Origin of the sequence: Streptomyces sp. AK010 (genome assembly GCF_014207295.1) — a bacterium.
GTDB classification, from domain to species: domain Bacteria; phylum Actinomycetota; class Actinomycetes; order Streptomycetales; family Streptomycetaceae; genus Streptomyces; species Streptomyces massasporeus.
In genome coordinates, this window is sequence record NZ_JACHCX010000016.1 from 158,394 (window position 1) to 184,808 (window position 26,415).

Sequence of the window (26,415 nt, forward strand, 5' to 3'; positions counted from 1 at the left end):
GCTCGACGGGAGGGGTCTCTTGCTCAACTGCGCGGAGCTGCGGCCGTTGCGGTCGCGGCCCGCCGTGATCAAGTTACGGCGCCTGCCGGTCGGTCGGGAGGATGCGGTGCGAATCGGTGGACGGGCTCTCGGATGTGGACAACTATCTCACCCGGTCGGGTGATTGGAAGAGCCCGGACAGGCCGGCGAACGGGGTCGACGGCCCGTCTCAGGCCTGTCCGGCGACGGCCGCGGGATCGTCCAGCACCGCCCGGACCACCGAGTGCGCGGCCCCCAGCAGAGGTCCCTGAGGGCCCAGCCCGGACACGGACACGGGGCAGGCCGGCCCCGCCGTGCGCCGCGCCAGTTCGTCCCGCAGTGAGGGCAGCAGCCAGGGAGCGAGGCCGGACAGTTCCCCGCCCAGGACCACACTCTGAGGGTCGAGCAGATTGACCGCCCCCGTCAGGGCCACACCGAGCGCCGTACCCGCGTCGCGCAGGGCTCGCCGTACCGACTCGTCGCCCTCTGCTGCGCGCCCCGCGAGCAGCCCGACCCGGTCCTCACCGGGTTCCAGACCGGCCGCACGCAGCACCGCCTCCTCACCCGCGTACTGCTCCAGACAGCCCCGCCCGCCGCAGGCGCACTCCGGACCGTCCGGCTGGACCGGCACGTGCCCCAACTCGCCCGCGAAACCGCGGGTTCCGCGCAGCAGCCCGCCGTCCACGACGACCGCGGCACCGATACCGATCTCCGCCGAGACGTGCAGGAAGTCGCGGGGTGTGCCGTCACCCAGCCAGAGTTCGGCCAGGGCGCCGAAGTTGGCCTCGTTGTCCACCGTCAGCGGGAGGTCCGCCGGCAGCAGTGAGCCGAGGTCCGTGTCGTGCCAGCCGAGGTTGGGGGCGCGCACGACGGTCCGGGCGTCGCGCGCCACCAGGCCCGGCACGGCGACCGCGAGTCCGGCCGGCCACAGGCCCTCATCGTCCGCCTCGGCGACGACCTGCCGGATCAGCTCGGTGAGCTCCGCGAGCACGGGCCCGGGGGAGCGGCCGCGGTTGGCTCCCTGCCGTAGCGCCCGCGACCGGGTCGCGCCGCGCAGGTCGACGGCGCAGACCGCGAGGTGGTCGACGCCGACCTCCGCGCCGATCCCGGCCGGGCCGCGACCGCTGACGGCGAGCGCGGAACCGGGCCGTCCCACCCGGCCGGGCCGCTCGGGCCCCAGTTCTTCGAGGAGCCCCGAGCGGATGAGCTCGTCGACGAGTGTCGAGACCGCCGCCCGGGTCAGACCGATCCGTGAGGCGACGGCGGCCCTGGACAGCGGACCCCCGTCGCGGACGGTGTGCAGGACCCGGGCGAGGTTGCGGCGGCGCATGCCCTGCTGGGTGTCGGGCAGGGCGCGTCCCGGTCCGGCGGGACGGGCCTCGTGCAGCGGTGCGGTCATGCCTGGCGCCAGTCCTCAGTGGGTGTTCGTGGGCCGCTCCAGCAGCGGAGCCGCGTCGGAGAGTACCCCGGCGATCCTGGCCAGCGTCTCCTCGTCCCGCTCGACGGCGTCGAGCACCGGCCCGGCCGCCGTGTCCCAGCGCCGCGCGACAGCCGCCGGATCCTCCCCGGTCAGCAGCCCGGCCGCCTGCGCGGCGGCGCCGAGCGCGACCAGTTCCCTGGCCTCGGGCACCTGCACGGGACGTCCGGAGAGCCTCCGCACGGTCTGCTGCCAGGCCGTGCCCCGGGCTCCGCCGCCGATCAGCAGTAGGGGTTCGGAACGGTCCGCGTCCTCGTCGAGGACGAGGTCGAGCGCGCCGAGCAGGGAGTGCACGGCACCGTCGTAGGCGGCCTGGAGGAGCTGGCCGCCGGTCGTGTCGTGGCGCAGGCCGTGCAGCAGGCCCGAGGCGTTCGGCAGGTTCGGGGTGCGTTCGCCGTCCAGGTAGGGCAGCAAGGTCACCGCCGTGCCGGGCTCCACGGACTCGCGGTCCAGGCCCAGCAGCGCCGCGACACGGTCGACGGCGAGCGTGCAGTTCAGGGTGCAGGCCAGCGGCAGCCAGTCGCCACGGGCGTCGGCGAAACCCGCCACGGTGCCGCTCGGGTCGGCGGGCCGGTGCCGGGACACGGCGTACACCGTGCCCGAGGTGCCGAGGCTCATCACCGGCACACCCGGCCGCGCCCCGAGGCCCAGCGCGGCGGCGGCGTTGTCACCCGTGCCGGGCGCGACCAGAGTGCCCCGGGAGAACGGCAGGTCGTGGCCGTCGCGCACCGTGCCCGCGACCTCGCCGGGCCGGACCACGCGGGGCAGCAGGGCCGGGTCGAGTCCTACGTGCGCCAGGATCCCCTCGTCGTACGCCTCCGTCCCGGACGCCCACCAGCCGGTCCCGGAGACGTCGCCGCGGTCGGTCGTGCCCTGCCCGGTGAGCCGCTCGGTGAGGTAGTCGTGGGGGAGGCGCACGGCCTTCGTGGCGCGCACCGCCTCCGGCTCGTGCTCGGCCAGCCAGGCCCACTTGGTGACCGTGAACGAGGCGGCGGGCACGCTTCCGGTGCGCTCGGCCCAGAACTTCGCTCCGCCCAGCTCCTCCGTCAGCCGGCGGGCCTGCGGCGCCGAGCGCACGTCGTTCCACAGCAGGGCGGGCCGCACCGGCTCGCCCAGGCCGTCCAGCGTGACGAGACCGTGCTGCTGCCCGCCGACCGACACCGCGGCGGCCTCGTGCGCCGCCTCACCGCACTGGTGCAGGGCCTCGCACAGCGCGTCCCACCACTGGCGCGGGTCGGTCTCCCGCCCGGACCCCGAGGAGACCGTGTGCGGCGCCTGGCCGCTCGCGACCACCCGGCCGGTGGACGCGTCGACGACCAGGGCCTTGGTGGACTGGGTGGACGAATCCACACCGACGACGAGCGGACCCTCGGCTGCTGACATCGGGCTTCTCCCTACTGCGCGCGGCACGTGTCTCCGTTCGGAGCCACCTTGTCTCTTCCCAGAGAGGTGCCTGCATACTAATTTGTAAATCGGCATGACGAAATAGCCTCAGCGAGGCCTCAGCGAGCAAGGAGCCGCGGCATGAGCTACCAGCCCACCCCCGAGGACAGGTTCACCTTCGGCCTGTGGACCGTCGGCTGGCAGGGACGGGATCCCTTCGGCGACGCCACGCGGCGTGCCCTGGACCCCGTCGAGACGGTGCAGCGCCTGGCCGGGCTGGGCGCCCACGGCGTGACCTTCCACGACGACGACCTGATCCCGTTCGGCTCGAACGACACCGAGCGCGAGGCGCACATCAAGCGCTTCCGTCAGGCGCTGGACGCCACGGGCATGAAGGTCCCGATGGCCACCACCAACCTCTTCACCCACCCCGTCTTCAAGGACGGCGCGTTCACCGCCAACGACCGCGACGTGCGCCGCTACGCCCTGCGCAAGACCATCCGCAACATCGACCTCGCCGCCGAGCTCGGCGCCCAGGTGTACGTGGCCTGGGGCGGCCGTGAGGGTGCCGAGTCGGGCGCGGCCAAGGACGTCCGCGCGGCCCTGGACCGGATGAAGGAGGCCTTCGACCTGCTCGGCGAGTACGTCACCTCCCAGGGCTACGACCTGCGCTTCGCGATCGAGCCCAAGCCGAACGAGCCGCGCGGCGACATCCTGCTGCCGACCGTGGGCCACGCCCTGGCGTTCATCGAGCGCCTGGAGCGGCCGGAGCTGTACGGCGTCAACCCCGAGGTCGGGCACGAGCAGATGGCCGGCCTGAACTTCCCGCACGGCATCGCGCAGGCGCTGTGGGCGGGCAAGCTGTTCCACATCGACCTCAACGGCCAGTCCGGCATCAAGTACGACCAGGACCTGCGCTTCGGCGCCGGTGACCTGCGTGCCGCGTTCTGGCTGGTCGACCTGCTGGAGTCGGCCGGATACACCGGTCCACGGCACTTCGACTTCAAGCCGCCGCGGACCGAGGACCTCGACGGCGTGTGGGCCTCGGCGGCCGGCTGCATGCGCAACTACCTCATCCTCAGGGAGCGCGCCGCCGCCTTCCGCGCCGACCCGGAGGTCCAGGAGGCCCTGCGCGCGGCCCGGCTGGACGAGCTGGCCCAGCCCACCGCCGCGGACGGCCTCCAGGCGCTGCTCACCGACCGGACGGCGTTCGAGGCGTTCGACGTGGAGGCGGCTGCCGCGCGCGGCATGGCCTTCGAGCACCTGGACCAGCTGGCGATGGACCATCTGCTGGGGGCGCGGGGCTGAGTCCGCGCGCACTGAGCGGCGGAGCCCGGGGCGCCGGCGAGGAAGAGGGCCTCGGCCGCGCCGGCGGTCCGTGCGGCCCGTCGGCCGGCCCCTCCGGCCGCGCCGACGGGCCCGTCACGCTCCGGAATCATGCGGTCCACGCCATGAGTCCGTATCAGCTTCCGTGCGCCCCTCCCGGCCCGAGGGGTGCGCGGCGACTCTGGTCGGTATGGCCATGCCGCCCGTACCGCCGCACCCGCCCGGGCCTCCCCGGCGCCGGAACCCGCTGTTCCTCCCGCTCGTCGTGTTCGTGGCCGTCGCCGCCGTGTCCCTCGTGGTGCTGATGGCCTCGGACAGGGGCGACTCGTCGGACAAGGAGCCGTCCGGCGAGAGCACGAGCGCCACTCCCGGCCCGTCCTTCCGCATCCCCACCCAGCTCCCCACGAGGCTGCCGAGCGAGCTGCCGACCCGGCTGCCGTCGGGCTTCCCGACCAAGCTGCCGAGCGGCCTGCCCAGCGACCTCGAATCACTTCTGCCCTCCCTCGACCCCGGCGAGCTGGTGCCCTGACACCTGCGCCTCGAAGTCGCGGGCCGGCTGGGCGACGAACACCGCCCTGTCCGTCTCCTCACCCGGTACGGGCCGCTCCATCGTCAGAGGGAGTTCCCTTCCTCGGGGGCCAGGTCCGCCGGCGCTGGAGCCGTCACCGAGGCCAGGGCCGTCGCCGGATCCTGGGCGGCGCCTCCGGCGGGCTGCCAGCGGCCGCGCTCCTTGCGGTAGGGCCACCAGCGGCCGTCCCGCCCGAGGCGCAGCTGGACCGGCGCGCCGTCGACCGTCCAGCGGTTGGCCCGGGCACGCAACTCCGGCCGCTCACCGGTCTCCCAGGCCGAGTCCAGGGCGGCACGCGCCCGTGCGAGCGTCTCGTCCTGCGGCTGCCACTCCTCGTCCAGGACGGACAGCGCCTCCGTACCGCCGTGACGCCAGGCGTGCACGGCCGTCGCCAGCCCCTCCCTGCCGCGTCCCGACCCGGCGGCGAGCCGGTCGGTCATCTCCGGGCCGGGACCACCCGCGGCCAGCCGTACCGCGTCCTGACCCGACGTCAACTCCACCTGGGGCCCCGCCTGGAGTGCTCCTCGGAGCAGGCCGTGGGCCCGTACGGCGGTCTGCGCGGCCAGGAACTCCAGCGCGGCCGGGTCGATGCCGGATGCCGGTGGCGTCTCGGTGCCGAGGGACGGCGGCACGCCCGGCTCGACGGGGAGCCCGGGCAGGGGCGGCAGCGGGGGCAGGATGCCACCGGCCGCGTAGGCCTCTGCGGCGTCCACACCTTCGGGGGCCGAGGCCTCCGCCGCGGACGCACCACTGCGGCTCTGGAGATCGTCCAGCACCGAACCCTCGGCGCGACCCCGCATCATCAGCAGCACGAACGGGTCCTGATCGAGCAGCCGGGCCACCTGGTAGCAGAGCGCCGCCGTGTGCCCGCAGTGGTCCCATGCCTCGCAGTCGCACTCCGGTTCCAGGTCGCCCAGGCCCGGCAGCAGTTCCACGCCCGCGTCCGCCGCGTCCTCGACCAGGTGCGGCGGCATCTCCCGGTCCAGCAGCGCCGCCACATGACCGGCCCGCTCCACCGTCATGTCCAGAAAGCGGTCCCACTGCTCGGGCGAGAGCTCCTCCAGCAGGACGTCGGCCCGGTGCGCCGTACGGTCGCGGTCCAGCACGACGGCCGTGAGCCGCCCGGGGCGCACCGACACCGCCCCGACCGCACCCGCGCGGGCCAGCCGGCGGCCCGCCTTCAGCTGCGCCGAGTCCAGCGCCGTGCCCTCCAGGGCCGTCAGCCAGGCCTGGCCCCACCAGGTCTGCGCGAAGCCCTTCCCGCGCGCGGGCGGCAGCGCCGCGAAGGTGCGTTCCATGTCGCCGTCAACGTGCCGAGTCATCGCAGGCCCCCTCGCAGTGCGACCAGATCCGCCAGTTCCGCGTCCGTCAGCTCCGTGAGTGCCGCCTCACCGGCGCTCAGGACCGAGTCCGCCAGTTTCCGCTTGCGCAGCAGCAGTTCGGCGATGCGGTCCTCTATCGTTCCCTCCGCGATGATCCGGTGCACCTGCACGGGCCGCAGCTGGCCGATGCGGTACGCGCGGTCGGTGGCCTGAGCCTCGACGGCCGGGTTCCACCAGCGGTCGTAGTGCACGACGTGCTCGGCACGGGTCAGATTCAGCCCGGTGCCCGCGGCCTTCAGCGACAGCAGGAACACCGGCACCTCGCCGTCCTGGAAGCGGCGCACCATGGCCTCACGCTCGGCGACGGGTGTCCCTCCGTGCAGGAACTGCGAGGGCGTGCCGCGGGCTGCCAGGTGCCGTTCGAGGAGGCGGGCCATCTGCACGTACTGGGTGAACACCAGCACGCCCGCCCCCTCGGCGAGGATCGTGTCGAGCAACTCCTCCAGCAGCTCCAGCTTCCCGGACCGCCCGGAGATCACCGGCCGCTCCTCCTTGAGGTACTGCGCCGGGTGGTTGCAGATCTGCTTGAGGCCGGTCAGCAGCTTCACGATCAGACCCCGCCGGGCCATGCTGCCGGCGCCGGAGATCTCCGCGAGGGCCTCGCGCACGACGGCTTCGTACAGCGCGGCCTGCTCCCGGGTGAGCGACACCGCGTGATCGGTCTCCGTCTTCGGCGGCAGCTCGGGCGCGATGCCGGGGTCCGACTTGCGGCGGCGTAGCAGGAAGGGCCGTACGAGACGGGCCAGCCGGTCGGCCGCGGCCGGGTCCTGACCGCCCTCGACGGCCTCCGCGTACCGCAGGCGGAACGTGCCGAGCCGGCCCAGCAGCCCCGGAGTCGTCCAGTCGAGGATCGCCCACAGCTCCGACAGGTTGTTCTCCACCGGGGTGCCGGTGAGCGCCACACGCGCGCGTGCACCGATGGAACGCAACTCCCGGGCGGTGGACGAGTACGGGTTCTTCACGTGCTGGGCCTCGTCCGCCACGAGCATGCCCCACGGCACGTCGGCCAGCCGGGGCGCGTCCAGGCGCATCGTGCCGTACGTGGTGAGCACGATCTCCCCGTCGGCCAGCCCGTCCAGGCCGCGCCGCGCACCGTGGAAGCGGCGCACCGGTGTACCGGGCGCAAACCGTTCGATCTCCCGCTGCCAATTGCCCATCAGGGACGTCGGGCAGACCACCAGGGTCGGTCCGGCGGACCCGGCGTCGGACTGCCGGTGCAGGTGGAGGGCGATCAGCGTGATCGTCTTGCCCAGCCCCATGTCGTCGGCGAGGCAGCAGCCCAGGCCGAGGGACGTCATACCCGCGAGCCAGTTCAGACCCCGCCGCTGGTAGTCCCGCAGGGTGGCGGCAAGGGCGGCAGGCTGCTCCACGGGCTGCTGCGCCTCGGGGTCCGCGAGCCGCTCCCGCAGCGTCGCCAGCCAGCCGGTCGGCCGCACCTCGACCCGGCGGCCCTCCACCTCCGCCCAGCCCGTCAGGGCCGCCCCGAGGGCGTCCACCGGTGTGACCTTGCGGTCCTGCCCGGAGCGGGCCAGGTGCGCCTCCCGGGGGTCGATCAGGACCCACTGGTCGCGCAGCCGCACCAGCGGGCGCTTCGCTTCGGCGAGACGGTCCAGCTCATCACGGTCCAGCCGCCTGTCACCCACGGAGAACGACCATGTGAAGGCGAGCAGCGCGTCGGCGGACAGGAACGACGGCAGGGCGGCGCGTTCCCTGCCGGACTCCGACTCGCCGTCGGAAGGCCCCACCTCCGCGTGCGTGCTGAGCTCACGGGACAGCCCCTTCGGCCAATGCACGTAGACCCCGGCCGTCCCCAGCGCGCGGGCACCCGCGCCGAGAAGGTCGGTGACCTCCTCGTCGGCGAGCTCGGCCGCGTCCGGCACGGCAGCCGACAGCAGTGGCGTCAGCGGGGCCCAGGCCCGGGCCGCCCTGCGCAGCGCCAGCAGCGCGTCCATCCGCGCGCGCGGACCGAAGGCCTCGCCCGCGGCGCCGGCCCAGACGTCCGCGGCGTCCGCGACGAGCGCCGGATCGCTGACGCTGTGCACCTGCAGCACGGCCCGGAACCTCACGTCCGCCTCGTCCGCCTCCTCCGCCCAGTCCGCCGCGTTCGTCAGACCGTCCGCCTCGATCCGCAGCGACAGCCGCACGCCCGCGTCGTGGCCCGCCGCGACATCGGCGGCCCAGGCGCGCTGCTCGGGCAGTCGCACCGGTTCCGGCCCGGCGTAGGCGGGGCCGCCCGTCACCAGGGGCGCCGCGGGGGAGCGGGGCAGGGTGTCGGCGACCGCGTCGAGGAAGGCGCGCAGGAGCTGTTCCGGGTCGGGCAGCAGCAGCGGCCCGGTGCCTTCCAGGGGCGTGGCGTGCGCCTCGGGCGGCATCGCCGCGGCCAGGCGGCGTACGGCCTCGATGTCCTGGGCGCGCAGCGGGCCGATGCGCCAGGCGTCGTGGTCGCCGGGGGACAGTCCGGGCAGCAGCAGTCCGCGCGCCACGAGGTGCAGGGCGTGCAGGGCGGCCGCGCCCCAGAAGACGGTGGACCGGTGCCCCTGCCCGACGGCCCGCGCACGCGTGAGGACCGGCAGGCCCGAGCGCACCGGGAGCAGGACGGCGGGGACCCGGGCCGCCTCGATCCCGCCGTCACGGGGCAGTAGGACGGTCAGGTCGGTGACGGACGCGGCGGCCACGACCGGAGGGGCGACGCCGTCGGGCCGCCAGAAGGCGACACTGCCGTTGCGCGCGGGGTCGCCGGGCAGGAACACGGAGCGGCACATGGCCAGGTCGGAGAGGTCGGAGGAGGGTGCCGGGAGAGACGGATGCTCGGCTATGGCTGATTCCTCAAATTTGACTAGTGAGGGCGGAGTCGCCGAGAGTACAGCACTTCCGGTGCACATGGGTATGGCTGAGCTGTGAGCTGGGTCACCATGGAGGTCTCAGGGGTGCGTCGGGGTCGCACCTCAGGGATGTCTCAGGGTCGCGGTCCGGAACCGCCGTGAAGGTGGGTCCGTTTTCGAGACAGAGAGCGGCAGTGGCCGCGAAGGAGGCGACAGTCATGTCGAAGAACGCCAAGATCGCCGCGGGCGGTGTGGCGGTCGGGCTCATCCTGCTGATCTGGCTGCCCTGGTGGGCAGCGCTCCTGATCATCCTGGGGGTCCCGGCCGCCGCGTACCTCACGCTGGATCCATCCCAGCGGCGCAGGCTGCGCCGCACCACACGCAAGGAGCTCGGCCGCTGAGGCGCTGAAGCGGCGCGGCCTCACGTGTACGGCGGCGGCCGGGCCGAACCGCCTCGAGGTGGCTGAGCGACTCGAGGTGGCCGTGCCGGGCCGACCCGGCCGTAGCGGATCGGTCCAGGTACCCATCGGTCCGGCTGTACCGGGTCGGTCCGGCTGTACCGGGTCGGTCCGGCTGTACCGGGTCGGTCCGGCTGTACCGGGTCGGTCCGGCTGTACCGGGTCGGTCCGGCCGTGTCGGCCAGGCCCGGCTGAATCGGCTCAGCCCGGCCCGACCGGCTCAGTTCGGCCGTACGGCGATCTTGTCCAGCGCGTCGAGGAGAGCCGGCAGCTCCGGCCCCCGGCCCACTGGCAGGACCTCGCCGGGTTCCTCGTCGAGCAGCACGAAGGCGATGTCGTCGGTCCTGGCGACGAGCGACCAGCCCGGACCGTCGGCCCGCAGGGTCCGGGCGTCACCCGACGCGAAGGACGACCGCACCCGGCCCAGCGGCGGTGGCGAGTCGAGGTACGTGCGGGCCTCCGCGAGGACGCGCCGGATGCCGCTGCGGCCCCCCTTCCGCCCGTTCTCCCCGCTCCCGTCCGGCTCGTGCTCCTGCTCGCCGTCCGGCCCGCCCTTGTCACCGGACGCTCCCAAGGGCGCGGGCGTCGGGAACTCCGTGTCGTCGACCTGCTCCCGCCACACCGCCCACTGGAGCGCGATCTCGTCCGCGCCCAGGCGCCGCTGGGCCGGCCCCCAGACGCCGGTGTCCGGCGGAGCCAGCGGTGGCCGGTCGTCCGCCTCCGGACCCGGGTCGTGCGGCGCGGGCACCCCAGGGGCCGCGACGGCGACCGCGAGGGGCCAGCCGGGCAGGGCCGCGACGACCGTGCGCTCGTCGGGCGACAGCTCGTACTCCATGCCGCAGTCCCAGGACGCGATGGCGACGGCCACCAGGGAGACGTCGTCGATGGCCACCGTCCACCGGGCGCCCTCGCCGTCCTGCCCGAGCACCAGCCCGTACCCGTCCGCGAGCGGCGCGAGACCGAGCGCCGCGCATGCCTCGGGGTAGTCGTCGCCCAGCACACTCGGGAACTTCGCCGGCGTCAGCAGCACCGCCGTGAGCACATAGAGCGCATCGTCCGCGGCGGCGACGGCTTCCTCGTCCGTCCCGGCCATCCCAGCCTCCCCATCGGTTCGTCCACCGGCGCGCACCCTAGTGCGCCAGGAAGCCCCTTGTCACGGCCTCGCATGTGCAGGCCGAGCTGCAGTTTTCCGGCGGACGGGGCGAACCGGCCGTCCGCCCCGCCGGCGCATCATGCCGCCGGCAGCCCCAGCAGCTCGCGCGCCACGGTCTCCGGCGACTCACCGCGCTCCCGGGCCAGTGCGACCACGGCCCGGCAGGCCAGCTCGTTCACGCCGAACGACAGCGCCTCCGGCGACACCCAGCCGGCCGCCTCGTAGGCCCGCTCCTGGTCGTGCTGCGCGCCGGCCGTCACGTAGGTCGCCGCGGCCTCGAAGAGGTTGTGCGGACGCTTGTCCCCGTCGGCCTTCGGTTCCGTGCGCATGGCATCCGCGACCCTTCCCCCGGCATTGCGGAACCTGCCCCACATACCGACCACCTTCCCCCCCCCGCGCTCCTGCTGTGCCCGGTCATCCATCTCCTGCTCACCAACGTAGAGTTGGGGAAGCTGTGGCAGAAGGGGGACAGCACGGTGAAGCGCTATTCGCGGCTCGAACAGATCCGGAGTATGGACCCGTACGAGGAGGCTACAGAGATCTACCGGCTCAGCGTGGCGTACGAGTTCCCCTGGGACTTCACGCGCGCCCTGGAGCTGGCCCTGTACCGCACGTACGCCGTCCCCGGCATCGCCCGGCTGCTCGCGCGCACCGCGGAGCTCACGGACCGGGCGCAGAAGCGCTACGACGACACCTCGCTGCTCCTGGACGCCATCGTCGAGCACGGCTTCGGCAGCGACCAGGGCCGGACCGCGATCCGCCGCATCAACCAGATGCACCGCAGCTACGACATCAGCGACGACGACATGCGCTACGTGCTCTGCACGTTCGTCGTGATGCCGAAACGGTGGATCGACGCCTACGGCTGGCGCAGGATGTCACGCCACGAGACCGTCGCCAGTGTCGTCCACTACCGCACCCTGGGCCGGCACATGGGCATCAAGGACATCCCCGAGACCTACGAGGAGTTCGAGACCTGCCTCGACTCCTACGAGGCCGCCCACTTCGCCTGGGACGCCGACGCCCGGCGCGTCTCGGACGCCACACTCGACCTGATGGCCTCCTGGTACCCCGGCCCGCTCGCGCCCCTGCTGCGCACCACGACCCTCGCGCTGCTCGACGACTCGCTGCTGCGCGCCTTCCGCTACACCCCGCCGAGTGCCGCCACGCGCGCGTGGGTGCGTCGCGCCGTCCGGCTCCGGGGCCGTGCCGTCCGCCTGCTGCCGCCCCGGCGCGCCCCGCACTTCGCCCGCCAGAACCGGGAGATCAAGGGCTACCCGTACGGCTACCGGATCGCCGACCTGGGCACCCGCCCGGTACCGGGCCTGCGGGGCTGTCCCGTGCGGCACGGGGCGCCGGACGCCGAGGCCGGGTGACGCGGCGGCTCAGTCCTCGCGCACGGCGAGCGCGAGGAAACGGGAGTCCTCGTCGACGTACGACGTCAGGCGCCACCCGGAACCGGCCAGCAGAGGGCGGAGGCTGGGCTCGGCGCGCAGGTCCTCCGGGGTGAGCGGGCGACCGTGGCGAGCCGCGAGAGCCGCCCTGCCGATCGGGTGGAACAGCGCCAGCACCCCGCCCGGGCGCACCACGCGCGCCAGCTCCCGCAGGTTCTCGGCCGGGTTTTCGAGGTGCGAGATGAGGCCCGCCCCGAACACGGCGTCCAGCGACCGCGAGCGCAGGGGCAGCGCGGCGACATCCGCGAGGAGCAGCTGCCCGTCATGGTCCCGTCCGGCCCGTACGGCCTCCCGCAGCATGGCCGGGGTCAGATCGGCCCCGAGGACCACCCCGGAGGCCCCCACCGCGGCTCGCAGCGGCGGCAGGGCGCGGCCGGTGCCGCACCCCGCGTCGAGCACCCGGTCGCCCGTCCGCAGCCCGAGCTCGGCGACCGCGGCCGCATAGGCAGGGCCGTCGTCCGGGAACCGGCTGTCCCAGTCGGCGGCGCGGGCTGTGAAGAACTCCTGAACACGCGTCTGCTCGTCGCTCATGTACCGCATGATTCCTCACCGGTACGGATGACGCCTCACCGCCACGGATGACGCCGCACAGGCACGAAGGACGTCTCGGCGCACACGTTCGAGCGTGACCCGATCGCTCCGGTACACCCTTGGGTCATATTCCAACACCTTTCGAACTGCGCCCTCTTCGCGCGCCCCTGCCGGGTCTAGCGTCCCGGGGCCATGGGACACCTGGACCACGCAGCCCTGGGGTGGCTGACCCCCGCACTGTCGTACGTGATGGCCTGCATAGGCGCCGCGCTCGGTCTGCGCTGCACCGTCCGCGCGCTCGCCACCACCGGGCGCTCGCGCCGCAACTGGCTCGTCACCGCGGCCTCGGCGATCGGCACCGGCATCTGGACCATGCACTTCGTGGCCATGCTGGGGTTCGGCGTCACCGGCACCGACATCCGCTACGACGTGCCGCTCACCCTCCTGAGTCTCCTCGTCGCCATGGTCGTCGTGTGCGCCGGCGTCTTCGCCGTCGGCTACGGCAAGGACCGCGGCAGGGCCCTGCTCGTCGGCGGGCTCACCACCGGCCTCGGCGTCGCGAGCATGCACTACCTGGGCATGGCGGCCGTCCGGTTGCACGGCGACGTGACCTACGACCCGCTGCTCGTCGGACTCTCCGTCCTGATCGCCGTCGTCGCCGCGACGGCCGCCCTGTGGGCGGCCCTCAACATCAAGTCGCCCGTGGCGGTCACCATCGCCTCCCTGATCATGGGCGCGGCCGTCAGCAGCATGCACTACACCGGCATGTTCGCGGTGGGTGTGCGCGTGACGCCCTCCGGGGAGGCCCTGCCGGGGGCGACGGCGATGCAGTTCATCTTCCCCCTCGCCGTCGGCCTCGGCTCCTATCTCTTCCTGACCTCGGCCTTCGTCGCGCTCTCGCCGACAGCGGGGGAGCGTGCGGCGTCCGCCTCGGCCCAGCGGCCGGTCCAGAGCGTCGCCCCCTAGCCGGGCAGACGCCGGCCGTGCCTCGCAGGGCCGGTAAGCCACGAGGGCCGCTCCGGCCAGGGCCTCGGCCCGTACGCCCCGAACCACTCCCGAGCGAGGAGTCCATGCGAACACCCCGTAGGACCCCCACGGCCGGCGCCGACGCGCCGCCCTCTCCCGTGCGCGGCCGCCGAGCGCACGCCGGACCACCGGCCGACGAAGGCCCCGACACACCCTCGGACGCCGCGCCGGAGGTGGCGCCCACGCGCGCGGAGCGCTGGCACATACGCCCCCGCACCGTGCGCGCCAAGATCATCTGCCTGCTGATGGTGCCGGTCGTCTCCCTCCTGGCCCTGTGGGCCTACGCCACGGTCACCACCGCCCAGGACGTCTCCCGGCTCCGCCAGGTCCAACGCGTCGACGCCACGGTCCGCGCCCCCGTCTCCGCGGCCGTCGCCGCCCTCCAGGCCGAACGGGCGGCCGCCGTACGCCACGCCACCGACCCGTCCGCCGTCCGCCCCGGCGAACTGGACGAACTCGCCCGGCGCACCGACCGGGCCGTCGCGAAACTACGCCTCGGCAACGGCACCACCGTCGCCGACACCGGGGAACTGCCCGCCGGAGTCGCCCAGCGGCTGGAGGCGTTCGTCTCCGGCGCCGAGCAACTGCGGCCGCTGCGCACCGCCGTGCGGGACGGGCACGCGGGCTGGGCCGAGACGTACGACCGCTACACCGGGACCATCTCGGCCGCGTTCGAGGTCGGAGGGGCACTCACCGGCATCCGGGACGCCGACCTCGGATCCGACGCGCGCGTGCTGCTCGAATTCGCCCTTGCGGGCGAGGCGCTGGCCCAGGAGGACGCGGTGCTGGCGAGCGCCCGCCTGGACGGCACTCTGACGGGGGAGCGGCTCCGGCTCTTCACCGGCGCCGTCGATCTGCGCCGCACGCTCACCGAGTCGGCCGTCGCGGACCTGAGCGGCACCGAACGCTTCGCATGGGACGCCCTCGCCGCCGGCGGCGCCTACACCGGCCTCGGCGAGGTCGAGGACGGGGTGCTGGCCCGCGGGCCGGGCGCGAAGGCGGTCGAAGCGGCACCCGAGAGCACCTGGAACACGCCGTACGAGCGGGTGCAGAACGGCATGCGCACCATCGAGGACGACGCGGCACGCGGAGTCGCGGAGCGGGCCGACCCGTTCACCCGGGGACTGCTCACCCCGGCCGGCGCCGCCGTCCTGCTCGGCCTCGCCGCCGTAGCCGCCTCGCTCGTCATCTCCGTACGCATCGGACGCGGCCTCGTGGTGGAACTGGTCAGCCTGCGCAACAGCGCCCTGGAGATCGCCCGCCGCAAACTCCCCGACGCCATGCGGAAACTACGGGCGGGCGAAGAGATCGACATCCGCGCCGAGGCCCCACCGAAAGCGCCCGCCGAGGACGAGACCGGGCAGGTCGCCGAGGCCCTCACCACCGTGCACCGCGCCGCGCTGCGGGCCGCGGTGGAACGCGCCGAGCTCGCCAGCGGCATCTCCGGCGTCTTCGTCAACCTCGCCCGCCGCAGTCAGATCCTCGTCCACCGCCAACTGGCCCTCCTCGACAGCATGGAACGCCGCTCCGACGATCCGAACGAGCTGAGCGACCTCTTCCGTCTCGACCACCTCACCACCCGCATGCGGCGCCACGCCGAGAGCCTGATCATCCTCTCCGGGGCCGCCCCCGGCCGCGCCTGGCGCATGCCGGTGTCCCTGACGAACGTGGTCCGCGCGGCCGTCTCCGAAGTGGAGGACTACGCGCGCGTGGAGGTGCGGCAGCTCCCCGAGGCGGCCGTCGTCGGCGCGGCCGTCGCCGACCTCACGCACCTGCTGGCCGAGATCATCGAGAACGCCGCCCAGTTCTCCCCGCCCCACACGCGCGTGCGCGTCACCGGCGAACCCGTCGGCAACGGCTACGCCGTCGAGGTCGAGGACCGCGGCCTCGGCATGGGCAAGGAGACCCTCGCCGAGGCCAACCGCCGCATCGCCCAGTCCGAGGCGCTCGACCTGTTCGACAGCGACAGGCTCGGCCTCTTCGTGGTCAGCAGGCTCGCCGCCCGGCACGACGTCAAGGTCCACCTGCGGACATCCCCGTACGGCGGTACCACCGCGGTCGTCCTGCTGCCCACCGCCCTGCTCCACACCGGGGCGGCCGAAAGATCCCCGGAGGCGGCGGACCCCGCGCGGCATCCGGACGAACGCGCCTACGCGCGCGTGCCCGACGACACCTTCCTCCAGGACGCCGTCCCGGCCCAGGCCGACCGGCGTGCCCTCGTGGCGCCCGTGCCGGCCGCCGCGGAGCCCGAGTCCTCGCATCACGCGGAGACCTCGCGCCATGCGGAGACCTCGCGTCACGCGGACAGTCCGCGCCACCTGGAGACCCCGAGCCAGACCCCACCCCCAGGGGTCGCCACCTTGCGACTGCACCGCCCACCGCAGCCGCCTCAAGACTCCGACGACCTTCCGCGCCGCGTGCGGCAGGCAAGCCTCGCTCCTCAACTGCGTGAAAAGCGTCCCGAGGAGCAGCCGTCGGCGCCCGCTCCCCGGGACGACGAGCGCACCCCCGAACTCGTCCGGGACCGCATGGCCGCCTACCGCGACGGCTGGGCGCGCGGCGGCGGCAGGCGACCCGGCCGCGGCACCACTCCCGGCCCCGCGACCGGAAGCCACAGCAGCGAAGGAGACCCCGCATGATCCAGGACCCGAGCACCCAGTCCGCCCGGCGCTCCGGCGAACTCGACTGGCTGCTGGACGATCTGGTGCTCCGTGTGAGCGACATCCGGCACGCCGTGGTGCTGTCCAACGACGGCCTCGCCGTGGGCGCGTCGACCGGACTGCGCCGAGAGGACGCCGAGCACCTCGCCGCGGTCGCCTCGGGCTTCAACAGCCTCGCCAAGGGCGCGGGTCGGCACTTCGGAGCCGGAGGGGTCCGCCAGACCATGGTGGAGATGGACGAGGCCTTCCTGTTCGTGGCCGCCGCGGGCGACGGCTCCTGCCTCGCCCTCCTCACCGCCGTCACCGCCGACATCGGCCTCGTGGCCTACGAGACGGCCCGTCTGGTCAAACGCGTCGGCGAGCACCTCGGCACGGCACCCCGGGTGGCCGCGCAGCCACCCGCAGCCGGATGAACCGGGAGAACGGTCCGCGCAGATGACCGAGGACATGACGGACGCCCCGCACGAGCAGGGCAGCCAGTGGTACGACAACGAGGCCGGCCCGCTCGTCCGCCCCTACGCCATGACGGGCGGACGCACCCGGCCCGGCCCCAGCGGCGTACGGTTCGACCTGATCGCCCTGGTCACGCTGGACCCGGGCGCACCGGGCGTGGACGACGCCCCGCTCGGCCCGGAACACCGCAACCTCCTCGACCTGTGCCGACCCGAGACCCAGTCGGTCGCCGAACTCGCCGCCGGGGCGGACCTGCCCGTGGGCGTGGTGAGGGTCCTCCTCGGCGACCTCCTGGAACTCGGCTGCGTCACCGTCAGCCGCCCCGTACCACCGGCGCAACTGCCCGACGAACGCATCCTGCGCGAGGTGATCGAGGGCCTGAGAGCGCTGTAGCCCGCCATGCCACGCCACCGCACCGGCTGGTCACCCGTCTGTCGGCATCCAGCCCCACACCGCCCACGACACCCACACCGCCCACGACACCCACACCGCCCACGACACCCACACCGCCCACGACACCCACACCACTTACGCCTGCCCGACACCCGGCACTCCCGAGAGAAGTGATCAATGGTCTCCGAGCACTCCGACGCCTCGGGCGGCGACACCGCCGCACTGGCGCTGAAGATCCTGGTCGCCGGCGGATTCGGCGTGGGCAAGACCACGCTGGTGGGCGCCGTCAGCGAGATCCGGCCACTGCGCACCGAGGAACTCCTCAGCGAAGCGGGCCAGTCGGTGGACGACACCGACGGCGTGGACCACAAGACCACCACGACCGTCGCCATGGACTTCGGACGCATCACCATCCGCTCCGGCCTCTCCCTGTACCTGTTCGGCACGCCGGGCCAAGACCGGTTCTGGTTCCTGTGGGACGAGTTGTCGCAGGGAGCGCTCGGCGCGGTCGTCCTCGCGGACACCCGTCGCCTGGAGGACTGCTTCCCCGCGGTCGACTACTTCGAGCACCGGCGCATCCCGTTCGTCGTGGCCGTCAACTGCTTCGCGGGCGCCCGACGGCACGGCGCCCCGGACGTCTCGCGCGCCCTCGACCTCGACAGGGGCACGCCCGTGGTGCTGTGCGACGCCCGCGACCGCGATTCGGGAAAGGAGGTGCTGATCCGGCTCGTCGAGTACGCCGGGCGGATGCACACCGCCCGGCTGCTCGACTCGGTCGGCTGACGGGGACGGGCTTTGCCGGAGTCCGACAGGGCCTTCCCCGCGGTCAGTCCGCGATGTCCCGCTCCGCCAGCACCCTGTCGACGGTGACACGGACGAGGAGTTCGCCGGGGACGCCGTTGCGCGCGCCGAACTCTTCGGCGCGCTCTTCGCCCATGTACCGGGCGCCGATCCGGGTGGCCCAGTGCCGCACCTCGTCCAGGTCTTCCGAGACACGTGCGCGCCCCTGCAGCACCACGAAGGAGTACGGCGGCCGGTCGTCGTCCACACACAGGGCGATCCGGCCGTCCCGGACGATGTTGCGCCCCTTCACGGTCTTCTTGCCGGTGTTGAACACCACCTCGTCCCCGTCCAGCAGGAACCAGATCGGAGCCACGTGCGGGCTGCCGTCGGCCCGGACAGTGGAGAGCTTTGCGGTGCGGGTGCCGTCGGAGACGAACTCCCGCCATTGCGCGTCGGTCATCTTCTCTGCCATGGCTCCCATCCTCCTTGCCCCGGCAGCGGTCGTGGGGAAGGCTGAGATGGAGATCCTCCGGCCAGGAGGGGAATCGCACGGGGAGAAAACGGGGAGAACGGAAGATGGTGCAGAACCAGGGACTCGACTGGCTGCTGGACGACCTGACCGAGCGAGTCCACGAGGTGCGGCACGCACTGGTGCTGTCCAACGACGGCCTGGTGACCGGCGCGAGCACCGGACTGCGCCGCGAGGACGCGGAGCACCTCGCGGCCGTGTCGTCCGGGCTGCACAGCCTGGCCAAGGGCTCCGGCCGGCATTTCGGCGCGGGCAGCGTACGCCAGACGATGATCGAGTTCGATGACGCGGTGCTCTTCGTCACCGCGGCCGGAACGGGCAGCTGTCTCTGCGTCCTCAGCGCCGCGGAGGCCGACATAGGCCGGATCGCCTACGAGATGACACTGCTGGTCAACCGGGTCGGGGAGCACCTCGACGTGGATGCGCGCCAGCCCGAGCCAAAACCGATCACAGACCTCTGACCTGCACGTTCGTCACCTCCGCGGAGTTATCCACAGGCTCGCCACGAGATTCGCCGCAGCGGCTACGGTTTTTTGCACGGCGACCGCACACGGCGTGAGCCGCCGACTCCACGGGGGAGACCGACCATGTCACGCACCGGCACGACGTCCGACCGCCTTACCTGCGCCCCGAGCCGGGCCGCCCGCGAACTGGGCCTCAAGCGAGGCGACTTCGACCTCGCGGTGAACCTGGGGCTCATCCGGGCCATGCCCGACGAAGGGGGCGGGGGCCTGCGCGTGGCCTTGGCCGAGCTCGACCGCCTGCGCTCCGGGGAGGGCTTCCCGGACGCGCTGCGCGGACGCGTCGCGACCGTCGGCACCACAGCGGGCGCCGAGCTCATGGACGTGACGCCCACCAGGTTCACGAGCCTCGCGCGCTACGGCCTGCTGATCCCGGTCAAGTTCTACCTGAACCGCTACCGGACGGTCGTCTGGCTGTATCTGGCCGAGGAGCTACGGCAGTTCGCGGCCGAGGGGAGCCACGCCCGGCTGCTGACCGCCCGCCGCACACCCATGGAGATCCGGGAAGGAATGAAGGCCGGAACGGACCGGCGGCCCCGCAACTGGCGGGGGCGGCACGTCGGATTCCTGACACGCCAGGCGGGGGACGACCCCTGGGCACGAGCGGCGGCGGTCGCCTGCCTCTTGGATCCGGCCGATGTGGCGGACGTCGTGCGGGATCCCCGCGAGCGCACCCGCCTGGCCCGCTGCCAGCCCTGGCTCCCGGCCCAGGGCACCCCCGGTTCCCCCACCTCCGAGCTGGCCGAGACACTGATGACGGCGAGCGAGCCGGACGAAGTGGCCTGGTTCCGCGCGGACCTGGCGCACACGATGGAAACGGCTCGACGGCACCACCCCGTGGCGGCTCCCGCACCGGCGGCCCCACCCTCGCCCTGCACTTCGGTATGACCGGGCGTCTGGTCTGCGGGCATGCCGAGGACCCGGTCGAAGCGCATGACCGCGTCCTGTTCACTTTGGGCGGCGGCCGCCAGTTGCGCTTCCGTGACCAGCGCAAACTGCAGGGACTCTGGCTGGCACACGACGAGTCCGACGTCGAGGGGCTGCTGCGGCGGCAGGGGCCCGACGCACTGGAGGTGGACCGTGCGCAGTTCGAGGAGGTGCTGTCGTCGCGCCGCGGGCATCTCAAGACAGCCCTGACCGACCAGTCCGTTCTCGCCGGCCTCGGCAATCTGCTCGCCGACGAGATCCGGTGGCGGGCCCGGCTGCGTCCCGATCGCAGGGGCGCGCGACCTGAGCCGGGAGGACCGCCGCCGGCTGTACGACGCCATGCGCCGCACCTTGCGCTCGTCCGTCAGCGCCGGCTGCGTGCCACCGCGTGACTCCTGGCTCACCGGCCACCGGGACGGCCGGGACCCGCGGTGCCCGCGCTGCGGCACCGGCCTGCGCAGGTCCCGGATGGGCTGACGGGGCACGGTGTGGTGCCCGCAGTGCCGGCCTGACGGATGACCTGGGCAAAGCAGCGCCGGGCAGGGCAGGGCGAGACAGTATGGGCGGCCGGACAGGGCAGCCGCGGTCCTCGTCGCAGCGACGGCGGCCCGGCCGCCGAGGTCGGCGGCGACGTCCGTTCCCTCGGCGTCCCGGATGTCGGCGATCACGACGGAGGCCCCTCGGCCGAGCGAGCGCGAGCCACCGCGCTTCCGATGCCTCCGGCCCCGGTGACGATCGCCCCCCGCTCGCTGAGGCGTCCCATCATCGACCTGCTTCGCTCAGGGTGCCGCCGCGGTCTCGCGCTCCTCGTCCGGAGCCACCAGCGACTGCGTGAACGGAATCCGCGCCAGCGCGAGCACCCCCGCGGCGATCAGCGCGACGCCGAACAGCTGCGGCAGGAGCCACCACCCGGAGCGGATGGTCTCCTCGTACAGGGTGATGCCCAGCGCGAGGCTCACCAGGGCGTCGCCCAGGGTTAGGGCGGGCTGCGAGGCGACCAGCGGACCGGCCTGCATGGCGTTCTCCAGCAGGAACAGCGCGCACACGCCTGTGGCGGCGAAGGCGTAGGTCTGCCAGGCGGTGAGGAAGCCCACGAGGCCCTGCTCGTCGAGGATGTGCATGGCGGCCTTCATCAGCGCCGCGGTCACCGCGTAGCTGATCGCCGTCGCGGCGCCCAGGCAGGCCGCCCGGGCCCGGCCCTGCGGGCGCCGGAGGGCCGCGACGGCGAGGGCGACGACCGCCCCCGCGCACACGGCGAGCGCGGGAATCCAGCGGTCCAGCGCCACATGGGTACGGTTGCCGGCGGGGGAGGCGGCGGCGAGCGCGACCGCGAGACCGACCACCACCACCGTCACCGCCAGCCAGCCGGCGCCTGGCAGCCGCCGGTGCATCAGCAGCGACGCGACGATGAGGGTGAGCGGCAGCTCCAGCACGAACAGCGGCTGCACGATCGTCAGCGGGCCGGTGGCCAGCGCCAGCGCCTGGCAGACGGCGGCGCCGATCACCGCGAGGATCCCGGCCAGCCACACCGGCCGGCGCAGCAGATCGGCGATCAGCCCGGCCCGCAACCCTTGGGAGGCGGGCACGGTGAGTGCGGCCTTGCGTTGCAGCACGGTCGCGACGGCGTTGCTGAAGGCGGCGCAGATCGCGAACACGACGGGGAGCACGGTGTGCAGCGTGGCCACCTCCCGGATCGGCGGGCGTGTGACGTCGGCGGTGCCTGCTCCTGCCATGGTCGCCGGATCCGTTCGGGGGCGCGATCGGAACCCCGGCGCGCGCGGGGTTGCGACCGGCGAAGGGCCGGGTCAGCCCAGCTTCCGGAAGAGCCCCTCCTGCACCACGGACACGACCAGCCGGCCCTCACGGTCGTAGATCCGCCCCCGGGCCAGACCGCGGCCCCCGACCGCGATCGGCGACTCCTGGTCGTAGAGGAGCCAGTCGTCCGCGCGGAACGGACGGTGGAACCACATCGCGTGGTCCAGCGACGCAAGGTCGAAGCCGCGCGGGCCCCACAGCGGCTCGACCGGGATGCGGACGGCGTCCAGGAGGGTCATGTCGCTGGCGTAGGTGAGGGCGCAGGTGTGCACGAGCGGGTCGTCGCCGAGCGGCCCGACCGCGCGCATCCACACGGCGCTGCGCGGCTCGGCGTCCTCGACCTCCTCGGCGGTCCAGCGCAGCCGGTCCACGTAGCGGATGTCGAAGGGCTGGCGCCGGGCCATCCGCTCCAGCTGCTCGGGCAGCGCGCCCAGGTGCTCCCGGATCTCGTCGGTGACGGTGGGCAGTGACTCCGGGTCCGGGACCTCGCGGGCCGGTGGCAGCTGGTGCTCGAAGCTGCCCTCCTCCGGCTTGTGGAAGGAGGCGGTGAGGTTGAAGATCGTGCGGCCCTGCTGCACGGCCGTGACGCGGCGGGTGGTGAACGACCGCCCGTCGCGCACATGCTCGACCTGGTAGACGATCGGCACGCCCGGCCGGCCGGGGCGCAGGAAGTACGCGTGCAGCGAGTGCACCGGGCGGTCGCCCTCCGTGGTGCGCCCGGCGGCGACCAGCGCCTGCCCCGCCACCTGCCCGCCGAAGACCCGCTGCAGGGACTCCTGCGGGCTGCGGCCGCGGAAGATGTTGACCTCGATCTGCTCCAGGTCGAGCAGGTCGACGAGGCTCTCGGCCGGGTTCGTCGTCATGGGTGGGATTCTCCTGTGCTCGCTGCTGCCCGGCCCGTCACAGCTGGCCGACGTCGGTCACGCGGACGATCGCGCGGCCCTCCGCGTCCGAGGCCGTGAGGTCGACCTCCGCGCTGATGCCCCAGTCGTGGTCGCCGTTCGGGTCGTGGAAGATCTGCCGGACCCGCCACAGGGCGTTCTCCGGCTCCTCCTCGATGAGCAGCAGCTTGGGGCCGCGGGCGTCGGGTCCGGTGCCGAGATCCTCGTACTCGTCCCAGTACTTGTCCATCGCCTCGCCCCACGCGTCGGCGTCCCAGCCGGACTCCCCGTCCATCTCGCCCAGCTCACCGACCTGGTCGAGGGCGGCCAGTTCCACCCGGCGGAACATGGCGTTGCGGACCAGGACACGGAAGGCGCGCGCGTTGGCGGTGACCGGCTTGACCTCGTCGGCCTTCTCCTGGGCCTCCTCGGCGGTCATCTCCGCCGGGTTGGCCAGCTGCTCCCACTCGTCCAGCAGGCTGGAGTCGACCTGTCGCACCATCTCGCCCAGCCAGGCGATCAGGTCCTGGAGGTCCTCGGACTTGAGGTCGTCGGGGACGGTGTGATCGAGGGCCTTGTAGGCGCTGGCGAGGTAGCGCAGCACGATGCCCTCGGTGCGGGCCAGCTCGTAGTGGGACACCAACTCGGTGAAGGACATCGCCCGTTCGTACATGTCGCGGATGACCGACTTCGGCGACAGCGGATGGTCGCCGACCCAGGGGTGGCTCTTGCGGTACGTGTTGTACGCGCGGAAGAGCAGCTCCTCCAGGGGCTTGGGGTAGGTGATGTCCTGGAGCCGCTCCATGCGCTCCTCGTACTCGACCCCGTCCGCCTTCATCTGGGCCACGGCCTCGCCGCGCGCCTTGTTCTGCTGGGCGGCGAGGATCTGCCGCGGGTCGTCCAGCGTCGACTCCACCACGGACACCATGTCGAGCGCGTACGACGGCGACTCGGGGTCGAGCAGTTCGAACGCGGCGAGCGCGAACGTGGACAGCGGCTGGTTGAGGGCGAAGTCCTGCTGGAGATCGACCGTGAGACGGACGACGCGCCCCTCGGCGTCCGGCTGGTCGAGCTTCTCGACGATGCCGCCGTCCAGCAGCGAACGGTAGATCGCGATGGCCCGGCGGATGTGCCGCAACTGCTGCTTGCGCGGCTCGTGGTTGTCCTCCAGCATGCGGCGCATCGCTTCGAAGGCGTTGCCGGGGCGGGCGATCACCGACAGCAGCATGGTGTGCGTGACCCGGAACCGGGAAGTCAGCGGTTCCGGTTCGGAGCCGATGAGCTTCTCGAAGGTCTGCTCCGACCACGCGACGAAGCCCTCCGGGGCCTTCTTGCGGACGACCTTGCGGCGCTTCTTCGGGTCGTCGCCCGCCTTGGCGAGGGCCTTTTCGTTCTCGACGACGTGCTCGGGCGCCTGCGCGACGACGAAGCCCTCCGTGTCGTAGCCGGCCCGCCCGGCCCGGCCGGCGATCTGGTGGAACTCCCGGGCCCGCAGGGTGCGTACCCGGGTGCCGTCGTACTTGGTGAGGGCCGTGAACAGCACGGTGCGGATGGGGACGTTGACACCGACGCCGAGCGTGTCCGTGCCGCAGATGACCTTCAGCAGACCGGCCTGCGCGAGCTTCTCCACCAGGCGGCGGTACTTGGGCAGCATGCCGGCGTGGTGCACTCCGATGCCGTGCCGGACGTAACGGGAGAGGTTGCGGCCGAACTTGGTGGTGAAGCGGAAGTTGCCGATCAGATCGGCGATCTGATCCTTCTCCTCCTTCGAGCACATGTTGATGCTCATCAGCGCCTGCGCCCGCTCCACGGCCTGCGCCTGGGTGAAGTGCACGATGTAGACGGGCGCCTGCCGGGCGGAGAGCAGATCGGTGAGCGTCTCGGTGAGAGGGGTGTACCGGTACGCGTAGGACAGCGGCACCGGGCGGGTCGCCGAGCGGACCACCGCGGTCGGGCGGCCCGTGCGGCGGGTGAGGTCCTTCTCGAAGAAGGAGACGTCGCCGAGCGTCGCCGACATCAGCACGAACTGTGCCTGCGGCAGCTCCAGGATGGGGATCTGCCAGGCCCAGCCGCGGTCGCCCTCGGCGTAGAAGTGGAACTCGTCCATCACCACCTGGCCGACGTCGGCGTGCCTGCCGTCGCGGAGAGCGATCGACGCGAGCACCTCGGCGGTGCAGCAGATGACGGGGGCGTCGGCGTTGACGGACGCGTCGCCGGTGAGCATGCCGACGTTCTCGGTGCCGAAGATCTTGCACAGCTCGAAGAACTTCTCCGACACCAGCGCCTTGATCGGGGCGGTGTAGAAGGTGACCTCGTCCCGGGCCAGCGCGGCGAAGTGCGCACCGGCCGCGATCATGCTCTTTCCGGAGCCGGTGGGCGTCGACACGATCACGTTCGCGCCGGAGACCACCTCGATCAGCGCCTCCTCCTGGTGGGGGTAGAGCGTGAGACCCCGCTCGCCGGCCCACGACTCGAAGGCTTCGTACAAGGCATCGGGGTCGGGGGTCCGCGGCAGCTGATCGATGAGGGTCACGCCCCCATCTTGCCTGGCCCGATGCCCGATGCGGGAATCGGCTGCGGGCCCGAAGATCACGAACGCTACGCTGGGGCGCCGACGGGACGTCAGCGCGCCCGGTCAACTGGACAGCGGCACACGAGGAATGGGGCGGGCAGCGCCATGATGGGACCAGCACACTCACTGTCGGGAGCCGCCGCCTGGCTGGGCGTCGGCGCGGCCGCCGCGGCGGCCGGGCACCCGATGCCCTGGCCGGTCCTCCTCGTCGGCGCTCTGATCTGCGCCGGAGCCGCTCTCGCCCCGGATCTCGACCACAAGGCGGCCACCATCTCCCGGTCCTTCGGACCGCTGTCGCGCTGGCTGTGCGAGATCGTCGACAAGCTGTCGTACGCCGTCTACAAGGCCACCAGGAAGCAGGGCGACCCGCGCCGCTCCGGCGGGCACCGCACGCTGACGCACACCTGGCTGTGGGCGGTCCTGATCGGTGCGGGCACCTCGGTCGTGGCGATCACCAGTGACCGCTGGGGCGTGCTCGCGGTCCTCTTCGTGCACCTGGTCCTGGCCATCGAGGGCCTGCTGTGGCGGGCGGCACGCGGCTCCAGCAGCGATGTCCTGGTGTGGCTGCTGGCCGCGACCACCGCGTGGATCCTGGCGGGGGTCCTGGACAAGCCGGGCAACGGCGCGGACTGGCTGTTCACGGCGCCGGGGCAGGAGTACCTGTGGCTGGGTCTGCCGGTGGTGCTGGGCGCGATCGTGCACGACATCGGGGACGCGCTGACCGTGTCCGGCTGCCCGATCCTGTGGCCCATCCCGGTCGGGCGTAAGCGCTGGTACCCGATCGGGCCGCCCAAGGCCATGCGGTTCCGGGCGGGCAGCTGGGTCGAGCTCAAGGTGCTGATGCCGGTGTTCATGCTGCTGGGCGGGGTGGGCTGCGCGGCGGCGCTCAACTTCATCTGACCCCCGCGGAGCTCCGCCGCTACCAGGAACTCAGCCGCCTCAGGAGCCTTGCCCCGCAGGCCCCCAGGAGCGCAGGCCCCCAGGAGCGCAGCCGCCCCAGCCCCGCCCCGCCGCAGGACTCATCCGCCGCCGTAGCGCCGCTCGAACGCGGCGACCCGCCCCTCGGAGTCCACTGTGCGGGCCTTGCCCGTGTAGAAGGGGTGGCTCTCGGAGGAGATCTCCACGTCCACGACCGGGTAGGTCTCGCCGTCGTCCCATTCGATGGTCTGGTCGCTGGTCGCTGTGGAACGGGTGAGGAACGCGTACCCGGCGGCGCGGTCGCGGAAGACGACGGAGTGGTAGTCGGGGTGCTTGTCCTGCTGCATGGATGCTCCTCGAACGGC

General features: G+C 73.0%; 25 protein-coding genes. 13 read left to right on the forward strand and 12 right to left on the reverse strand.

Annotated features, from left to right (window positions below; genetic code table 11):
- Window positions 1–208: 208 nt before the first annotated feature.
- On the reverse strand, window positions 209–1,417 hold the full coding sequence (locus HDC93_RS27730) for an ROK family transcriptional regulator (protein ID WP_185013548.1): 1,209 nt from the start codon (window positions 1,415–1,417) through the stop codon (window positions 209–211).
- Between the two features lie 15 nt (window positions 1,418–1,432).
- Entirely contained in the window at window positions 1,433–2,878 is a 1,446-nt protein-coding gene (xylB, locus tag HDC93_RS27735) for a xylulokinase (protein ID WP_185013549.1), read from the reverse strand.
- Between the two features lie 141 nt (window positions 2,879–3,019).
- Between xylB and xylA the strand changes: the two genes are divergently transcribed.
- Window positions 3,020–4,186: a xylose isomerase gene (gene xylA / locus HDC93_RS27740; protein WP_185013551.1), complete on the forward strand. Its 1,167-nt coding sequence runs from the start codon at window positions 3,020–3,022 to the stop codon at window positions 4,184–4,186.
- A gap of 208 nt (window positions 4,187–4,394) precedes the next feature.
- Window positions 4,395–4,733: a hypothetical protein gene (locus tag HDC93_RS27745; RefSeq protein ID WP_185013552.1), complete on the forward strand. Its 339-nt coding sequence runs from the start codon at window positions 4,395–4,397 to the stop codon at window positions 4,731–4,733.
- An 83-nt stretch (window positions 4,734–4,816) separates the two neighbouring features.
- Here the strand turns inward: HDC93_RS27745 and HDC93_RS27750 are convergent, their stop codons facing one another.
- Both HDC93_RS27750 and HDC93_RS27755 read right to left on the reverse strand, forming a co-directional pair.
- Window positions 4,817–6,094, reverse strand: coding sequence for an SWF or SNF family helicase (locus HDC93_RS27750; RefSeq protein ID WP_185013554.1), 1,278 nt, complete (start codon window positions 6,092–6,094; stop codon window positions 4,817–4,819).
- Window positions 6,091–8,916, reverse strand: a complete 2,826-nt coding sequence (locus HDC93_RS27755; protein WP_260419792.1) for a DEAD/DEAH box helicase — start codon at window positions 8,914–8,916, stop codon at window positions 6,091–6,093. The genes HDC93_RS27750 and HDC93_RS27755 overlap by 4 nt, the downstream gene beginning before the upstream one ends.
- 278 nt (window positions 8,917–9,194) lie before the next feature.
- Between HDC93_RS27755 and HDC93_RS27760 the strand changes: the two genes are divergently transcribed.
- The gene (locus tag HDC93_RS27760; protein ID WP_185013557.1) at window positions 9,195–9,377 is read left to right on the forward strand and encodes a hypothetical protein; all 183 of its coding nucleotides are present in this window, start codon (window positions 9,195–9,197) and stop codon (window positions 9,375–9,377) included.
- 277 nt (window positions 9,378–9,654) lie between these two features.
- Here the strand turns inward: HDC93_RS27760 and HDC93_RS27765 are convergent, their stop codons facing one another.
- Window positions 9,655–10,527: a hypothetical protein gene (locus tag HDC93_RS27765; RefSeq protein ID WP_185013559.1), complete on the reverse strand. Its 873-nt coding sequence runs from the start codon at window positions 10,525–10,527 to the stop codon at window positions 9,655–9,657.
- A gap of 137 nt (window positions 10,528–10,664) precedes the next feature.
- The gene (locus HDC93_RS27770; RefSeq protein WP_185013560.1) at window positions 10,665–10,961 is read right to left on the reverse strand and encodes a hypothetical protein; all 297 of its coding nucleotides are present in this window, start codon (window positions 10,959–10,961) and stop codon (window positions 10,665–10,667) included.
- A gap of 102 nt (window positions 10,962–11,063) precedes the next feature.
- On the opposite strand from HDC93_RS27770, the gene HDC93_RS27775 reads away from it, so the two are divergent.
- Complete coding sequence (locus HDC93_RS27775; protein WP_185013561.1) at window positions 11,064–11,963, forward strand: oxygenase MpaB family protein; 900 nt, start codon at window positions 11,064–11,066, stop codon at window positions 11,961–11,963.
- 9 nt (window positions 11,964–11,972) lie between these two features.
- Here the strand turns inward: HDC93_RS27775 and HDC93_RS27780 are convergent, their stop codons facing one another.
- Entirely contained in the window at window positions 11,973–12,572 is a 600-nt protein-coding gene (locus tag HDC93_RS27780; RefSeq protein ID WP_185013562.1) for a class I SAM-dependent methyltransferase, read from the reverse strand.
- A 192-nt stretch (window positions 12,573–12,764) separates the two neighbouring features.
- Here HDC93_RS27780 and HDC93_RS27785 point away from each other — a divergent pair, with 192 nt between their 5' ends.
- The 5 genes from HDC93_RS27785 to HDC93_RS27805 all read left to right on the forward strand — a co-directional run bounded on the left by HDC93_RS27785 (window position 12,765) and on the right by HDC93_RS27805 (window position 17,887).
- Window positions 12,765–13,538: an MHYT domain-containing protein gene (locus tag HDC93_RS27785; protein ID WP_185013564.1), complete on the forward strand. Its 774-nt coding sequence runs from the start codon at window positions 12,765–12,767 to the stop codon at window positions 13,536–13,538.
- A 104-nt stretch (window positions 13,539–13,642) separates the two neighbouring features.
- A complete protein-coding gene (locus HDC93_RS27790; protein WP_185013565.1) occupies window positions 13,643–16,237 on the forward strand; it encodes a nitrate- and nitrite sensing domain-containing protein in 2,595 nt (864 codons plus the stop codon).
- The gene (locus tag HDC93_RS27795) at window positions 16,234–16,671 is read left to right on the forward strand and encodes a roadblock/LC7 domain-containing protein (protein WP_185013566.1); all 438 of its coding nucleotides are present in this window, start codon (window positions 16,234–16,236) and stop codon (window positions 16,669–16,671) included. Before HDC93_RS27790 ends, HDC93_RS27795 begins: the two co-directional genes overlap by 4 nt.
- 22 nt (window positions 16,672–16,693) lie before the next feature.
- Window positions 16,694–17,104: a DUF742 domain-containing protein gene (locus HDC93_RS27800; protein WP_185013568.1), complete on the forward strand. Its 411-nt coding sequence runs from the start codon at window positions 16,694–16,696 to the stop codon at window positions 17,102–17,104.
- A 177-nt stretch (window positions 17,105–17,281) separates the two neighbouring features.
- Window positions 17,282–17,887, forward strand: a complete 606-nt coding sequence (locus tag HDC93_RS27805; protein ID WP_031107029.1) for an ATP/GTP-binding protein — start codon at window positions 17,282–17,284, stop codon at window positions 17,885–17,887.
- A gap of 43 nt (window positions 17,888–17,930) precedes the next feature.
- On the opposite strand, the gene HDC93_RS27810 is transcribed toward HDC93_RS27805, so the two are convergent.
- On the reverse strand, window positions 17,931–18,359 hold the full coding sequence (locus HDC93_RS27810; RefSeq protein ID WP_185013570.1) for a PPOX class F420-dependent oxidoreductase: 429 nt from the start codon (window positions 18,357–18,359) through the stop codon (window positions 17,931–17,933).
- Window positions 18,360–18,463: 104 nt separating this feature from the next.
- Here HDC93_RS27810 and HDC93_RS27815 point away from each other — a divergent pair, with 104 nt between their 5' ends.
- From HDC93_RS27815 to HDC93_RS27825, 3 genes are all read left to right on the forward strand, one after another.
- A complete protein-coding gene (locus HDC93_RS27815; protein WP_185013571.1) occupies window positions 18,464–18,877 on the forward strand; it encodes a roadblock/LC7 domain-containing protein in 414 nt (137 codons plus the stop codon).
- Between the two features lie 126 nt (window positions 18,878–19,003).
- Window positions 19,004–19,825 (forward strand): DUF6397 family protein, encoded by an 822-nt coding sequence (locus HDC93_RS27820; RefSeq protein ID WP_185013573.1) that lies wholly within the window; start codon window positions 19,004–19,006, stop codon window positions 19,823–19,825.
- Entirely contained in the window at window positions 19,822–20,256 is a 435-nt protein-coding gene (locus HDC93_RS27825) for a hypothetical protein (RefSeq protein ID WP_398986692.1), read from the forward strand. The genes HDC93_RS27820 and HDC93_RS27825 overlap by 4 nt, the downstream gene beginning before the upstream one ends.
- 387 nt (window positions 20,257–20,643) lie before the next feature.
- Here the strand turns inward: HDC93_RS27825 and HDC93_RS27830 are convergent, their stop codons facing one another.
- The 3 genes from HDC93_RS27830 to HDC93_RS27840 all read right to left on the reverse strand — a co-directional run bounded on the left by HDC93_RS27830 (window position 20,644) and on the right by HDC93_RS27840 (window position 25,093).
- On the reverse strand, window positions 20,644–21,597 hold the full coding sequence (locus HDC93_RS27830) for a DMT family transporter (RefSeq protein WP_260419793.1): 954 nt from the start codon (window positions 21,595–21,597) through the stop codon (window positions 20,644–20,646).
- Between the two features lie 72 nt (window positions 21,598–21,669).
- On the reverse strand, window positions 21,670–22,542 hold the full coding sequence (locus HDC93_RS27835) for an acyl-CoA thioesterase II (RefSeq protein WP_185013574.1): 873 nt from the start codon (window positions 22,540–22,542) through the stop codon (window positions 21,670–21,672).
- Window positions 22,543–22,579: 37 nt separating this feature from the next.
- Window positions 22,580–25,093, reverse strand: coding sequence for an RNA helicase (locus HDC93_RS27840; RefSeq protein ID WP_185013576.1), 2,514 nt, complete (start codon window positions 25,091–25,093; stop codon window positions 22,580–22,582).
- A 144-nt stretch (window positions 25,094–25,237) separates the two neighbouring features.
- Between HDC93_RS27840 and HDC93_RS27845 the strand changes: the two genes are divergently transcribed.
- Window positions 25,238–26,032 (forward strand): metal-dependent hydrolase, encoded by a 795-nt coding sequence (locus HDC93_RS27845; protein ID WP_185013578.1) that lies wholly within the window; start codon window positions 25,238–25,240, stop codon window positions 26,030–26,032.
- 119 nt (window positions 26,033–26,151) lie between these two features.
- Here the strand turns inward: HDC93_RS27845 and HDC93_RS27850 are convergent, their stop codons facing one another.
- Complete coding sequence (locus HDC93_RS27850; RefSeq protein ID WP_097215271.1) at window positions 26,152–26,397, reverse strand: type B 50S ribosomal protein L31; 246 nt, start codon at window positions 26,395–26,397, stop codon at window positions 26,152–26,154.
- Window positions 26,398–26,415: the final 18 nt, after the last annotated feature.